This is a genomic window from Clostridium folliculivorans, from assembly GCF_024341905.1.
GTDB classification, from domain to species: Bacteria; Bacillota; Clostridia; order Clostridiales; family Clostridiaceae; genus Clostridium_AR; species Clostridium_AR folliculivorans.
In genome coordinates, this window is the sequence record NZ_BQXY01000007.1 from 115,345 (window position 1) to 131,247 (window position 15,903).

The following is a 15,903-nucleotide window of genomic DNA, read 5'->3' on the forward strand; positions in this document are numbered from 1 at the left end:
TACAGTATTACAATTAGCTATTTAATATTTGTCCTACAATTAATTCAACGAATAAAATTGTATAAAGCCTATGTAAAAAATACATAGGCTTTTGAAAACCAATTATTTAACATCTTTGTGTGAACCATCACAGTATGGAGGATTCTTTGTCTGCTTGCATGCACATAGATAAGCAGTTCCATCCTTTTCAGCAGTAAATGCCATAGGCGTAAATGAAGTGCCTTGATGTGATCCATCACAAAATGGCTGCTCGCCGCTCCTTCCACATGTACAGTAATAATAAGTTTCTCCCTTTTTGAGCTCAACAGGAATAGGTAATTTTCCTGCAACTACAGGTTTTTCCATAATTATCTCTACTTTTTAACCCTTCTATTTAGTAGATCTTACTAAATATGCAAATACCCCACATACCTAATACAGCCTTTCTAACAATTATTCATTTAACTTATATTTTACCACTTGCCTAAATTCATATGTCCTGCAAGTTCAGTCTTTGATCTCTGCTTAATAATCCATGCTTCATTTTTAGCTTGATTAAAGGCAGCTACACATTTAGGATCTAGGTTGTCTTCTATACCTTCCTTGCTAAGAGCTATTATCTTCTCAGATAAAGTTATAATTTCCATGTGTATTGCATTTGTCTTGTCTGAACGGTATATCTTTTCAGCAGCTTCACTGCTAAGCTCCTCAAACTTATCTGGTCCTACACCGCACTTAGGACATTTTTCTGGAGCAGCCTCACCTTCAAATATAAATCCGCAAACTGAACATTTAAATAATTTTTTCATAACTTTCCTCCTGCTAATTTAATATTTTTTTAGAATATCTTTAATTCATTTCATATATATTATTTATTAATAATTATTATTTTATATTTTTATTATTTCGCTTATTCATTGCAATGTCAATATATTTTAATAATTTTTTAAAACTGTTTAGTATTTATTAGTATTCTATCCCTTAAATAAAAATATTATTTAATTTTATATTGATATGCACACCCCTTTATCAAAAATCCATAGGAGTGTGCATGACCAATATAAAAATTAATAAATCTAAACTGCAAACCTTAAAATTTCCCACTCACTTTTCTCAAGAAACAGCAAAAGCCCCTGAAATCAAGGGCTTTCTATTGTATCAATATTATAAGTCGAGTGGAATCAAACCCACTTGATATTACTATGTATCCTCAAATTTATATATCTACTACTAAACAACTCTATCATTCATATAAAAATACGCAAAGCCTATACCTTAACTCAAATACCTTTAATTCTGCGAATTTATTAGGCTCCTTTAAGTAAAAATCCCCTCAATCAGTCCGAGGGAACATAAAACACACTTCAATATTCAGTTAAAAACCTTCAAAGCCTTTGATATCAACCTATTTTTTCTCTATCCTAGCTACACATTCCACATGTGACGTCTGAGGAAACATATCTACAGGTTGAACTTCAACGGTTTTGTAGCCTAATTCTTCAATTATCGCGAGATCCCTAGCCAAGGTACTTGGATCACAGGAGACATAAACTATCCTCTTTGCATCTATTGATGTTATTGCTTCTAATAGCTTTCTGTCGCAACCCTTTCTAGGTGGGTCTACTACTACTACATCTGCTTTTATTCCTTTTTCTATAAGATCAGGGATTACCTTCTCCGATTCACCGGTATAGAATTCTACATTGTTTACCGAATTTTCCTCCGCATTTATCCACGCATTATCTATAGCTTCTTTTATTATCTCTACCCCATATACCTTCTTAGCCTTTTGAGATAGGAATAGTGTTATGGTTCCTGTTCCGCAGTAAGCATCGAAAACAGTTTCTTCTCCTTTTAAGTCTGCAAATTCTAAAGCCTTAGAGTACAAAACTTCGGTCTGAATAGGATTTACTTGAAAGAAGGATAATGGTGATATATTAAATTTAAACTGTCCTATATAATCACTTATAGTATCCTCACCCCATAAAGTTACGGATTCTTGTCCAAGTATTACATTAGTAGCTTTACTGTTTATATTTTGTATTATGCTCTTAATTCCAGTTATATTGTCCTTTATTAAGTTTATAAACTCTTCTTTATGAGGCAATGCCTTTCCATTGGTCACAATTACAACCATAACTTCATTTGTTTTAAAGCCTCTTCTTATCATTATATGTCTTAGGACTCCACCTTCGTCATAATTTCCATCTACGAAGTATGGTCTAACTTTATAGTCCTCAATCCACTTTCTAGTAATCCTTACTACTTTATCAGCAACTTCATCTTGTATATGACAGCTTTCCATATCTATTATCTCATGACTTCTTGGAGCGAAGAATCCTATGGCTAACTTTCCACTTTGAAGCCCAATTGGAAGCTGAACCTTATTTCTATATCTATAAGGATGCTCCATACCTACCGTATCTAATACAATACTTTCATCTAGCTTACCTATCTTTGTCATACAATCTTTAACTCTCTCAGTTTTAAAGTTAAGTTGTTCTTTATATGATGTATGCTGAAGTCTGCACCCTCCACATCTCTTATATATAGGACAAACCGGTTCCACTCTCTCTTTTGAGCTTTCTAAGGTTTCTATAACCTTACCATAAGCGTAGTTCTTTTTTACCTTTATAGCTCTTACTTTTACTTTTTCACCTTTTAAAGCACCTTCCACAAACATAGTAAAATTGCCTTCTATTTTACCTATGCCTTCACCCTCATAACCTTGTGCTACTATATCTACAATATATTCTTTATTTTTTTCTATCATTAAAATTCACCTCAGTGTAATTTCTTTATAATTTCCATTATTGTCCCATAATAAAGAGTTTATAAACATTTATCATATAAACCCTAAACCATGCATACTTATAAATTGTCCTTTATATAAAGGATTATGTCAATATAATTTATTAATACTAATTTTAATATTAAAAGGCTGAGGATATCAGGTTTACTCTAACGCCTTCTTCATCCCATAATTAAAGATAAAACACTTCAATCCCAAATCTATTTTCAAAACTTCTCTGGGTTTTGAGAGGAGAATTTGAAAATATAAATTAAAATATGAAGTGTTTCATCTATAGATGTACCGATTGATCTGATAATAAAAAAATATAGTTTAGCCTTAAATAGTATATTTATCTTGAAATAATATATACAATATTAATCTTATCTTTCTACAAAAGTTTCACACTGTGTGCTTAATTGGCTTACTGAATGCTCTCCATTAATAAGAACATTTGGGGCATGGCAATTTTCATTTTCGTTATAGACACATCTTACAGCCCCACATTTTATTCCAGGACTCACTGCTATCTCATCACCAGAAAATACTTGCATAAGTTCACCAGTATAGTTGGTGTTAGTCATGCTAATAACTGCATTTTTGAAGTTTTTTTCTGCAAAAGTAGAGCATATTGTTCCTTCTGAGCTATGTGCATTATTCCCTTTTATGTGAATTACTCCAGCAGTACAAAAAGCACCTGTTACGTTATTTACACAATTTTCAGCATTACAACTAAGCTTCGCCATATTAATCTCTCCTTTTTACAATATAATTATAGTTTTATCATTTATATTGTAAAAAATTCATTTTTTATTGGAAAATAACGGTTAAGTGTTCTAATATACTACCAAAAGATGTATAATAAACCTAAGTAAAGGATTTCACGCTTAAAAAATATATATAGCTGATCTATACGAAATCTTTTAGGGTATTAAGGGGGGAAGTATATTTGATGGTTATCTTTATTTTAGCTATAGCAGCAGTAATGATGATTAGTGCGTTGGCTATAAAAATTTTTATTTTATTCAAATATTTCGAACAGAAGGAAAACGAAGCTGCAATAACGCAACAAGATGGAGTTTTCACAACTTCTAAAAGCTTAAATGAAAAAGGAATCTTTTCTGACAATCAAGTAGAGGAAATAATTTCTCAATATAAAAAGTCTGAAAGTACAAGAAAACTAAACGAAGAAAAAGAAGCTTTATTAAAGTTAAAGGATATGAAAATACTATCTGATGAAGAATATAACGAAAAGATGTTTATATTAGAAGACTTATACAAGTGCGGAAAAATATAAATAAAAAATCGCTGAAGCCACCTTCTTCAGTGATTTTTTGCGCATCTGCCTTTCCGAATGAATATGAGGAAACTTACATGCAATAAATTCATGTTTTTTATTCTTTAAATCACATTATTTTTTAAGTCAATACTCATTTTTATCCACAGATACAAGTGAGTTATAAATTCCTAAAGAATAAAAAAGAGCACCTATGTTACTTAGGTGCAAGATTTACAGGATCAGTTGCCATTATATCCCTATTATTATTTTCACATATAAAAGAAAAAATATACAGAAAAAAAGAAAAAATTTATTTTTAACTTTGTAAATTTTTTGTTAACAAAATAAATATACTGATACTTTTCTGTAAATTTTCTTATTGTAACAATTATATTCTTAAATCTAAAAACTTAGAGAAATAAAAAAATGAGTGCTATTTGCACTCATTTTTATGTTAAAAATTATTCAACAACGCTTATCTTTAATATGTTTGTTGCTCCAACTTGATCAACAGGAACTCCAGCTGAAATTACTACAGTGTCTCCACTATTTAATAAACCTCTAGCTTTAACTGTTTTAACTGAACCTTCTATTATCTCATCAGTAGTTGTAGCTTTTTCAGCAACTATTGGGTATACACCAAAGCTTAAAGCTAACTTCTTAGCAACTCTTTCACTTGGAGTAACTGCAAATATAGGACAATCTGGTCTGTTTTGAGAAATTCTCATAGCTGTAGCACCAGTTTGAGTTGAAGTTATTATTGCAGCAGCCTTTAATTCATGTGCAGCATTGCAAGCAGCTCTGCTTATAACACCAGCTATTGCAGGCACATGTTTCTTAGCTGTTGAAACTGCTAATTCATAACTTAACTTCTTTTCAGTTTCTTGTGCTATTCTAGCCATTGTTTGAACTGATTCTACTGGCCAGCTTCCATTTGCTGATTCCCCTGAAAGCATTATAGCATCTGTTCCATCAAGTATAGCATTAGCTACGTCTGATACTTCTGCTCTTGTTGGTCTTGGGTTTCTCATCATTGAGTCAAGCATTTGTGTAGCTGTTATAACTGGCTTTCCAATTGTGTTGCATTTTTCAATTATAAGCTTTTGTACTGAAGGTACTTTTTCTATTGGAATTTCAACTCCTAGATCTCCTCTAGCAACCATTATTCCATCAGAAACAGCTATAATTTCATCTATGTTGTCAACACCTTCTTGATTCTCAATTTTTGAGAATATTTGAATATCACTTCCGCCATTTTCTACAAGAACTTTTCTTATAGCTTCAACGTCAGCAGCTTTTCTTATGAATGATGCAGCAACAAGATTAACTCCTACTTCACATCCAAACTTAAGGTCAGCTATATCCTTTTCTGTCATAGCAGGAAGCTTTATAGCAACTCCTGGTACGTTAACACCCTTATGAGTACCAACAACACCAGTGTTCTTAACAACACAGCTTATTTTGTTTCCTTCTACAGATGTTACTTCAAGTCCAACAAGACCGTCATCTATTAAAATCATGTTTCCTGGCTTAACATCATTTCCTAGTCCAGCATAAGTAACTGAACATTGAGTTGTGTCTCCAACTACATCTCCACCTGCATAGATTGTGAATTCTGAACCTACAGTTAATTCAACTTTACTTGGTTCAAACTTTCCAGTTCTTATTTCTGGTCCTTTAGTATCAAGCATAACAGCGATTTGCTTATCATACTTCTTAGCTAATTCTTTAACTGAATCTATTCTTCCTTTATGTTCTTCATGGTCTCCATGGGAGAAGTTGTGTCTTGAAACATTCATTCCTGCTTCAATAATCTTTGATAAAATTTCCTCTTTTTCACTAGCTGGTCCAATTGTACAAATAATTTTTGTTTTTCTCATGAAAATACACTCCCTCTTTCTTTTTAAACCCCAAATACATGTTGTTTAGTGACATCTAAATTTATCTTTAGCGTCCTGATCTATCTATTAAAACATGACATTGATTTACCTACATGTTAGTAAAAGTTCACTAACTATTATAGATAAATCAATTAAAAATTCACTTACCCTAAAAGTGATTTTCAATTTGGCATGTATAATATACTCTTAGTATTACTCTAAAAAAATCGCTAATGCGCTTTTTATTGATGATTTTTTTTGCGCATCTGCCTTTTCTGAACAAGTGCCCACAAATCTTGGCAGACAATAAATATTTGTTATATAAACAGTATTTTCATTTGCGTATATATAAAGCTTTAAACCCTAAATAAAACTTTAAACAGACGCAAACTACATTCTATCATATAATTACCTTAAAATGAAATATATTTTAATATGAAAGTGCTGCAGCTATATCATAAAGCTCATTATCAAACTTTCTTTCCATAGCTAAAGCTTCATCTATATCCATATCCATTATTTCGTTGTTCTTTATACCAACAACTCTACATGTTTTACCTTCTAGTAGTAACTCAACCGCTCTAGCACCCATTCTTGATGCAAGAACGATATCTGATGCTGATGGACTACCACCTCTTTGTATATGTCCAAGTATTGTAGCTCTAGTTTCTAGGCTTGTAACTTCTTCAATATGCTTAGCTAACTCATCAGCTCCACCAACACCTTCTGCAAGAAGTATAAGGTTATGCATCTTTCCTTTAGCCTTACCTTCAAGTATTGTTTTGCATAATTCGTCTTTATCAAATCCTTTTTCTGGAACTACTATAGCTTCAGCTCCACCAGCAAGACCTGCATATAAAGCTAAATCTCCACAGTGTCTTCCCATTACTTCTACAACAGAAACTCTTTCATGTGATGTTGAAGTATCTCTTAATTTGTTTACTGCATCTATAACTGTATTTAAAGCTGTATCAAAACCTATAGTATAGTCTGTGTAAGCTAAATCATTATCTATTGTTCCTGGAAGACCAATTGTTTTAACACCAAGCTTAGATATAAGCTTAGCACCTGTGAAAGATCCATCTCCACCAACAACTACAAGTGCATCAACACCATAAGCTTTTAATATATTTGCAGCTTTTTTTCTTCCTTCTTCTTGTTTGAACTCTTCACATCTTGCAGTTCTTAGGATTGTACCACCTCTTTGGATAATGTCAGATACGCTACTTCTATCCATCTTGAAAAGCTCTCCATTTATAAGACCTGCGTAACCTCTTTTTATACCCATAACTTCTAATCCATTATGTAAAGCCATTCTTACTACTGCTCTTACAGCAGCATTCATTCCTGGTGCATCTCCACCACTTGTTAAAACAGCGATTTTTTTCATAATATTTCCTCCTCCACACATTGTGGACGCTTTCAGTCCCACCCGTGCTAAATATTACCCACATTTATTAACTAGATTAATTTTACATAAAGTACGAAGATTTTTCAATGTCAAAATTAGAAAATTAGTCAAAATATATTTATAAAGTTTGTGATATTAGCATTTGAATATTCTGATAAATTTTATTATCTGTACTCCAAATAAATTCATCCAAGTAAATTCTAACTAATATTTTCACAATTTTCAATGTTTTTGTGTTGAAATATAGAAATAATTGACGAAACATTAGGGATTGATACAAATTATTATATCCTTTTTGTGCTTTTTTTATATCTAGTTAAAAAATTAATCAAATCCTTTAAGTTAACTTTAAAAAAATTTCAAAAAAAGTCTAAGGAACACTATAAACTTACCGTTTCCTTAGACTGTTAAATTTATTTAACAATTAAATATATTAGTATCACTTAAAGAGTATTATTAAAATTAAGTGGTTATACAGGAGATGCTATATGAGCGAGCTATTAGAATTAAATGATTTTTTCAGATGGAGTGGCGTTAAAAAACTGTACTGTTCGAACGTAGTGAGTTTACAGTTTTAGCAACGGAATATGACAAAATCATATTAATTCTTTGCGAAGGCTCATTAAAGCATCGGATGAATAACCACTTAATTTTACCCAACAGCTTTAACAGCACCTAAAATTAATCCACAACTTTTATATTTTCATCCCCAAAATATCCCCTTAATGTTGATAATATATCCCCATCTAGTGATACCCAAAGATCTTTACTTAATCTAAAGTTTTGTCTTTCTTTTTCCGAAAAAATATAAACTGGCGTATCTCCTTTAAAAGGTTCTAATATACTTTTTAAAAGCTTATTCACAGTTCTAGCTTTTTCATTGTCCTGAACTCTTATATATATTTTTGAAGAATTCAGCTTTTCTAGAGGCTGTATTTCCTCACATATGAGCTTTGGAAGCTCATCTTCTTTTAAACTTACTCGTCCCCTAACAACAACAAGAGAATCTTCATTTATAAGGCTATTTACTTTCTCTAAGGTCTTAGGAAATACTATTACTTCAATTATCCCACTAAGATCTTCAAGTTTCATAAATGCCATAATTGTATTATTTCTAGTTACTTTTCTTGATACTTCAGCTATTATACCACCAAGAACAACTCTCTCACCATCACTTACGGATGCATTCACTATAATTTTAGAGTCTATTGCTTCTCCCAGAGTATCCTCTTCTAAAACTTGATTGTGAGAAAGTAGTATTTTTTCAATCCTCATGGAAGTCTGAAGTTTTAAACTCTGAGCATACTCATCTAATGGATGTCCTGTGATATAAAGACCTGTCATTTCTTTTTCCATAGCTAAAAGATATTTTTTATCAAATTCTTTTATCTCCGGATACTTTATTGTTGGTGTATCTAAAACAGAGCTATCTTCATTTCCAAATAAACTTATTTGTCCATCTATATTTCTTTTCCTCTGATTCCCTATACTATCTAGTACCTTTTCATAAACTGCAAGAAGTCTTGATCTAAACAACTTGAAGCAGTCAAAAGCACCAGCCTTTATAAGACTTTCTGTTGCCCTCTTATTTATAGTAGTAAGATCTACTTTGTTTGCAAAATCAATAAGTGATTTAAAATGTCCTTTTTCCTGTCTTGATTTTACTACACTATCCACAACATTCATTCCCACATTTTTTATAGCTGCAAGTCCAAATCTAATGGTATCTCCTTTAACAGTAAATTTAGAGTAGCTTTCATTTATATCTGGTGGCAATACTTGTATTCCAAGACTTTCAGCAAAGTTAATATAGTAAGCTACCTTTTCATTTATACCCATAACTGAATTTAACATAGCAGCTATATATTCCACCGGATAGTACTTCATAAGGTATGCTGTTTGAAATCCTACTACTGCATATGCAGCTGCGTGACTTTTATTAAATGCATAAGAAGCAAAATCCATCATAGAATCAAATATCTTATTACCTATCTCTTCAGAGATACCATTTCTAAGACATCCTGGAACTTCAATTTCTCCGCTTTCATCAACAATTCCATAAATGAAGTTTTTACGTTCTTCTTCCATAACCTTATGCTTTTTCTTAGACATAGCTCTTCTAACAAGATCGCTACGTCCCATTGAATATCCGCCTAGCTTTCTAACTATCTCCATAACCTGTTCTTGGTATACCAAGCAACCATATGTAACCTTTAGTATCGGTTCTAAATGTGGAGTCAGATATGTTATCTTATCAGGATTCTTCTTATTCTCTATGTATCTTGGTATTTCAGCCATAGGACCTGGTCTATAAAGTGATATTCCGGCTATTATATCCTCCAAAGAATCTGGTCTAAGTTCCTTCATAAATGAGGTCATACCTGCTGATTCTAATTGGAATACACCAACTGTTTTTCCTTCACCGAGCATCTTATACACATCTTTATCCTCAAAATTCACTTTGTCGAGGTCTATGTCTATACCACGGTTCTGTTTAATCATATCCACAGCATCTTTCATTACCGTTAAAGTTCTAAGACCTAAGAAGTCCATCTTTAAAAGTCCAAGTTCTTCAAGAGTACCCATATCAAACTGTGTTACTATATTATCTTCATTTCTTTGTAATGGTACATACTCTACCAAAGGTCTAGAAGCAATTACAACTCCGGCTGCATGAGTAGAGGAATGTCTTGGTAGCCCCTCTAGCTCTCGGCTTATATCTATTAATTCTTTTACTCTTGCATCATTATCATATTCGCTTTTCAACTCAGGATTTAAGTTCAATGCCTTCTCTATAGTTATACCAAGGACTGTAGGTATCATCTTAGCTATTTTGTCAACTTCACTATAGGAATAGTTCATGGCTCTTCCTACATCTCTTATACAGCCTCTTGCAGCCATAGTACCGAAGGTTATAATCTGCGAAACATTCTGTATTCCATACTTTTCTACCACATAATCGATGACTTCCTGACGTCTTTCATAACAGAAGTCACTATCTATATCAGGCATGCTTATTCTCTCTGGATTTAAGAATCTCTCAAACAGCAAACTATATTTAATTGAATCTATTTTTGTTATTCCAAGTGTATATGCTACTAACGAACCAGCTCCAGAGCCCCTTCCTGGTCCTGTAGGTATTCCATTGTCATTTGCAAATTTTATAAAGTCCCAAACTATTAAAAAGTAGTCTACATATCCCATTTGATTTATAACAGATAATTCATAGTTTAATCTATCTATATAAATCTTAGCTTCTTCATTCATTTGTCCAAACTCTAGTATTCTACTTAAATTAAATTCCCTATTTAAAAAGTCGCTAAACACTTCATATCTTTCAATAAGCCCTTTAAAGCAGACTTCCGTCATATATTGAAACGGATCTGTTCCTTCAGGCAATGGAAATTTAGGAAGCTTTGATGTATGAAATTCATAATCAAAATTACACTGCTCAGCTATCTTTTGGGTGTTTTCCAACGCCTCAGGAACATAAGAAAACATATCCCACATCTCTTCAGATGACTTTAAGTAGAACTGATCTGACGGATACCTCATTCTATTCTCTTCTTCTACAGTTTTACCAGTCTGTATGCAAAGTAAAACATCATGAGATCTGGAATCCTTTTTTTCTATATAGTGAACATCATTTGTTGCTACAAGAGGTAAATCTAACTCTTTAGCCAATTCTATATTCATATCATTAACTTTTCGTTCGTCATCAGTTCCATGATACTGTACTTCAAGATAAAAACCATCTTTAAAGGTTTCCTTGTAAAATAATGCAGCTTCTTTTGCTCTTTCTTTATTTCCATTTAATAAATTTGATTGAACTTCTCCACCTAAGCAAGCACTTAGTGCAATTAAGCCTTCACTATGTTCACTTAAAAACTGGTGATCTGTTCTAGGCTTGTAGTAAAAGCCATCAGTAGATGCTTTTGATACTATCTGCATCAAATTTTCATAACCTTTTTCATTTTTTACAAGAAGAACAAGATGATATGTTTTATTATCTGAGTCGATATTTTTTATATACATTGACTTAGGCACTACATAAACTTCGCAGCCTAATATAGGTTTTATTCCTGCGTTCTTTGCGGCTTTATAAAAATCAACACATCCATACATTACTCCATGATCTGTTATAGCTATACTATCCATTCCAAAGTCTTTTGCCTTAGCTACTACTTTATCTATCTTTCCTGATCCATCTAGCAAGCTATATCCAGTATGGAGATGAAGATGAGTAAATTTCTTATCACTCAACACAGCATCCTCCTTTTTGTTTATATTAAATAACTTTTCAATCTAATTCTCAATAAATACTTTTTAATTTAGGCTATGTTTAATTTCAACACGGTGCCTTAACAGCACCTTAATTTAATGAAAGTCTAACCTCGTATTTTATCTATTTTTATGAAAAACTATTCTTATTAAAAGTATCGTGTAACTATTATAACTCTACTTTATTAACCTGTACATAAGCAGTAACTTCTCTAAACCTATTTGCCGCCTCTTCTGGAGAAATAGTATTTATATAAACTTCTGTGCTCATCTCAAAACCCGCAAAAAAACTTCCTCTTGGCAATATATCAACATAGAAATGCTGGCAACAATTACTATCCTTATAAATGTAATAACATATATTAAGAGGTATATCCCCTAAACTTATATATATTATCTTAAATACATGTTCAAATAATTTTGAAAGTTCATCTATTCCATTATCACTGAATATTTCTTCAAAAGAACCTATATGTTTCTTATATGCTATTCTTATTTGATATTGAACGTAAGATCCATAAGGAGCATAAACTATATAATTATCTCTATCCAATATAATTCTTTCTACTGCAAGTAACTCTGATTCAACTTCTTCACAAACCTTACAATAGTTATCATCCATCAACTTACTTTGAGGAGTAAAATTTAAAGCAACAATCTGAGAATGAGGATGCTCTAACGAAGCCCCACCTTCCCTACCATAATTTTTAAAAATCTGTAAATACTTTATATCATTATCACTAAAACATTTATCAGCTGCATCCTTATACGCTGAAAATATATCTCTCCACTTTTCTGCCTTATATTGACAGAGCTTTTTGTTGTGATTTGGGGTTTCAATAACAACATAGTGATACCCCTTAATTGTATCACCATCTTCTATTACAGTAGGATATTTATTTTTAACAACTCTAACACTCCAGTTTTCATCCCCTATTTTTGATATTTCATATGGTGTTTCTTCTTCATTCCCTTTACAGAATGGACAATCGCTATGCTTGTATTGTAATTTATAATTCACCTTATCTTCATGTCTATTCCTATTATCAATAGGTCTCGCTCTTCTATTTGTAGCTATTATCACTTGCTTTCCAGTTAGATTATCTATTCTTATTTCATTCATATAAATCCTACTCCTTATAATTATGGACATTTCTATATATCTCCATTGCTAAAACTAGGTTATTTTCAGGACTATTGTTTAAATTAAGTGGTTATACGGGAGATGCTATATGAGCGAGCTATTAGAATTAAATGATTTTTGCAGATGGAATGGCGTTAAGAAACTGTACTGTTCGAACGTAGTGAGTTTACAGTTTTAGCCATGGAATATGACAAAATCATATTAATTCTTTACGTAAGCTCATCAAAGCATCGGATGTATAACCACTTAATTTTAATACACTACTTTGAACAATGCCTGAATCTACATTATCAAGTGTTCAGAAAATAAAAAAATTGCTATTATTACATTATAGCAATTTTCTCAACTTTCATGAATTTAAGTATTTATTTTACACTTTTATCTTCTTTAATTTTATTTATTCTTTTATATATTTTTAGACCAACAAAAGCTATTCCACTTAATATAACTAGATATGGTAAGGCACTTGCTATAAGTAGTACAAAGTCCTTTAGCAATCCTCCTAAGGATATAATTGATTGCTTAAAATTATAAACTAACTTTTCTCCAAATCCTTTAGGAGCCTTATCTAAAACTTTTATCTCTTCAACTTCGTTTATATTAATAGTTAAAGATGAAAATTCCACTAAGTTATCCCACTTCTTCAGATTTCCAGTTAAAGATTCTATTTGGTATCTTATATTAGCTAGCTGTTGCTCTATTTCAAAAACGTCCTTAAGAGATCCTGATTTTTTTAATAGCTCTAAAAGCCTTTCCTCCTGAATTTTTAAAGAATTGACTCTTGCCTCTGTATCGAAATAAGAGGATGTAATATCCTCACCCTTTATAGATTTATATATAACTGTTCCAAAATTGCCTGCATCATTGATAAAACCATCAAATTTATCCTTAGGTACTTTCACTTGAAGCTTTGCATTTCTAGCTACAAATTGTTCTTGCCCCACTGTTTGCTTCCCATCAACTGATGAATTTTCAATATATCCACCTAACTTTTCAACAGCTTTGGTGATTGAGCTTATACTTTCATCAAACTTTAGACTTTGTATTGTCAGTTCTCCACTTTTTATTATCTTTCTTTGTTCTGCAGCTTTAACATCATTTTTTTCATTACTATCCGCATTACCTTTACTTTGATCAGAACTTGCTTCGTTACCAGTTCCAGTTGCCTGCCCCACATTACTATTTTTTACATTTGCAGCTTCATCACTGGTTACACTTAACTTTCCATCACTGCTACTTTGAGGTGCACTACTACTTGATTTAGTTGTACTCATGTCTTTCTTAGAAGCAGAACAAGACGTCAGCATTACTGATGAGCCTATGATTAAAGCTGCAAGGATTTTAAAAAGGACCTTCTTTCTCATAACACTACCCCTTTATATTTTATTTACGACTAAATATCCTTTAAAGATATACCACTTTGATCCAAAATGTATTTTTAAAAATCTCAAGGGTATTGGTGCGAAAATTTAAAAATAATAAAATTTCTTACTAAGTGGTATATCAATAAGACCAATAATCATCAGAATCAATATAATAAATTCTGAAAATTCTCAAAATAAAACCATTTCACTTCTATATACGATTTTATTTTAATAAAGACACAATAATTCCAAAATTTATTAATATTTTATTAACTTGTTCATACTTTTTTCAACATCTCATTTTCCTGTACAACAAAAATAGGATTCAGTATAAAAATTTCATCTTTATACTGAATCCTATAACTTTTTTTAGTTTATAAAGGCTATGTTTAAGAATATTGTTTAAATTAAGTGGTTACGTAGGAGATGCTATATGAGCGAGCTACTAGAATTAAATGATTTTTTCAGATGGAATGGCTCTAAAAAATCACTAATTGTTCTTTATTAGTAATTTTTTTACGCATCTGCCTTTTCTGAACGTATGTGAAGAAATTCTGGCAGGCGATATATTTTTATTTTTTACTTTTTAATCACATAGCATTTTTATTTTCTTAAATTTAAGATATAAAAATTTTTTAAAAAAATGGATTATTAAAAAGTAAACTGTACTGTTCGAACGTAGTGAGTTTACAGTTTTAACCATGAAATATGAGAAAATCATATTAATTCTTTGCGAAAGCTCATTAAAGCATTGGATGCGTGACCACTTAATTTCACACCACACGCACATATAGGAACATACCTATTTTAAATCTGACCAGATCTTATTTCATCAGCAATCTTTTCTATCTTTCTTAGTCTATGGTTTATTCCTGATTTACCTACAGGTGGATCTAACATCTCACCTAATTCCTTCAGTGATTCATCAGGATATGATAATCTGAGTTCTGCAACCTCTCTAAGATTCTTAGGCAATCTTGCGAGACCTATCTGTCTTTGTATAAGTTTTATGCTCTCAACTTGTCTTACTGCAGCATTCACAGTCTTACTTAGATTTGCAGTTTCGCAATTAACTAATCTATTTACGTTATTTCTCATTTCTTTCATGATTCTTATATTTTCGAGTTCTAGTAAAGAAGAATGAGCACCTATAACATTTAAAAGATCTACGATTTGTTCACCTTCCTTGATGTAAACAATATAACTATTTTTTCTTTGAATAACCTTTGAGTTAAGCCCAAAGGTATTGATTACATCTCTCAAGTCTTCTGCATATTCTAGAGAGTGAGTAACAAGTTCAAGGTGGTAGTTTTTCTCAGGATTACTGATGCTACCTCCCCCAATAAACGCCCCTCTAACATAAGCCTTTCTTTTTTCTTCATCAGAAACAAGATCTTCGTCTATTCTATAATCAAGGGTAGTCATGCCATCTACTTCTCTTAAAATACCAGTTTCCTTTAAAAGTTCTTTAACTCCCATCTCCTCAGTTATAAGAACCATATAAATATTATTCTTTTTTAATGAATTACTTCTCTTTACCATTAGCCTAGAATGTATAGTGAAGTGATCCTTTAGAATTGTAAAAACAAGTCTCGCACAAGCCGGATTCTCTGTGGTTATCTTAAAACTTATCTGTCTACCACTAAAAGCCAAGGTTCCGCTGACTTTCATGATTGCAGATAACTCAGCTAGTGCCTCAGCTTTGCTTAAATCAGTATATCTGCATATTTCTCCTTTAACCTTTGATGAAAATGACATAAGTACCCCTTCCTTG

At 31.8% G+C, this 15,903-nt stretch carries 11 protein-coding genes; 1 reads left to right on the forward strand and 10 read right to left on the reverse strand.

Annotated features, from left to right (window positions below; translation table 11 throughout):
- Positions 1-102: 102 nt before the first annotated feature.
- From OCU55_RS18215 to OCU55_RS18230, 4 genes are all read right to left on the reverse strand, one after another.
- Positions 103-345 (reverse strand): CDGSH iron-sulfur domain-containing protein, encoded by a 243-nt coding sequence (locus OCU55_RS18215; protein WP_261853719.1) that lies wholly within the window; start codon positions 343-345, stop codon positions 103-105.
- Positions 346-452: 107 nt separating this feature from the next.
- A complete protein-coding gene (locus OCU55_RS18220; RefSeq protein WP_261853720.1) occupies positions 453-788 on the reverse strand; it encodes a rubredoxin-like domain-containing protein in 336 nt (111 codons plus the stop codon).
- A 596-nt stretch (positions 789-1,384) separates the two neighbouring features.
- The gene (rlmD, locus tag OCU55_RS18225) at positions 1,385-2,752 is read right to left on the reverse strand and encodes a 23S rRNA (uracil(1939)-C(5))-methyltransferase RlmD (RefSeq protein WP_261853721.1); all 1,368 of its coding nucleotides are present in this window, start codon (positions 2,750-2,752) and stop codon (positions 1,385-1,387) included.
- Positions 2,753-3,153: 401 nt separating this feature from the next.
- Positions 3,154-3,516, reverse strand: coding sequence for a DUF1540 domain-containing protein (locus OCU55_RS18230; protein ID WP_261853722.1), 363 nt, complete (start codon positions 3,514-3,516; stop codon positions 3,154-3,156).
- A gap of 203 nt (positions 3,517-3,719) precedes the next feature.
- Between OCU55_RS18230 and OCU55_RS18235 the strand changes: the two genes are divergently transcribed.
- Entirely contained in the window at positions 3,720-4,067 is a 348-nt protein-coding gene (locus OCU55_RS18235; RefSeq protein ID WP_261853723.1) for a hypothetical protein, read from the forward strand.
- A gap of 443 nt (positions 4,068-4,510) precedes the next feature.
- Here the strand turns inward: OCU55_RS18235 and pyk are convergent, their stop codons facing one another.
- From pyk to whiA, 6 genes are all read right to left on the reverse strand, one after another.
- Positions 4,511-5,929, reverse strand: coding sequence for a pyruvate kinase (gene pyk / locus OCU55_RS18240; RefSeq protein ID WP_261853724.1), 1,419 nt, complete (start codon positions 5,927-5,929; stop codon positions 4,511-4,513).
- A gap of 430 nt (positions 5,930-6,359) precedes the next feature.
- Positions 6,360-7,319, reverse strand: a complete 960-nt coding sequence (gene pfkA, locus OCU55_RS18245; protein WP_261853725.1) for a 6-phosphofructokinase — start codon at positions 7,317-7,319, stop codon at positions 6,360-6,362.
- A 702-nt stretch (positions 7,320-8,021) separates the two neighbouring features.
- Positions 8,022-11,603, reverse strand: a complete 3,582-nt coding sequence (locus OCU55_RS18250; RefSeq protein WP_261853726.1) for a DNA polymerase III subunit alpha — start codon at positions 11,601-11,603, stop codon at positions 8,022-8,024.
- A 187-nt stretch (positions 11,604-11,790) separates the two neighbouring features.
- Positions 11,791-12,774, reverse strand: a complete 984-nt coding sequence (locus OCU55_RS18255; protein ID WP_261853727.1) for a galactose-1-phosphate uridylyltransferase — start codon at positions 12,772-12,774, stop codon at positions 11,791-11,793.
- Positions 12,775-13,130: 356 nt separating this feature from the next.
- Entirely contained in the window at positions 13,131-14,129 is a 999-nt protein-coding gene (locus tag OCU55_RS18260; RefSeq protein WP_261853728.1) for a DUF4349 domain-containing protein, read from the reverse strand.
- 807 nt (positions 14,130-14,936) lie between these two features.
- The gene (gene whiA, locus OCU55_RS18265; protein WP_261853729.1) at positions 14,937-15,887 is read right to left on the reverse strand and encodes a DNA-binding protein WhiA; all 951 of its coding nucleotides are present in this window, start codon (positions 15,885-15,887) and stop codon (positions 14,937-14,939) included.
- Positions 15,888-15,903: the final 16 nt, after the last annotated feature.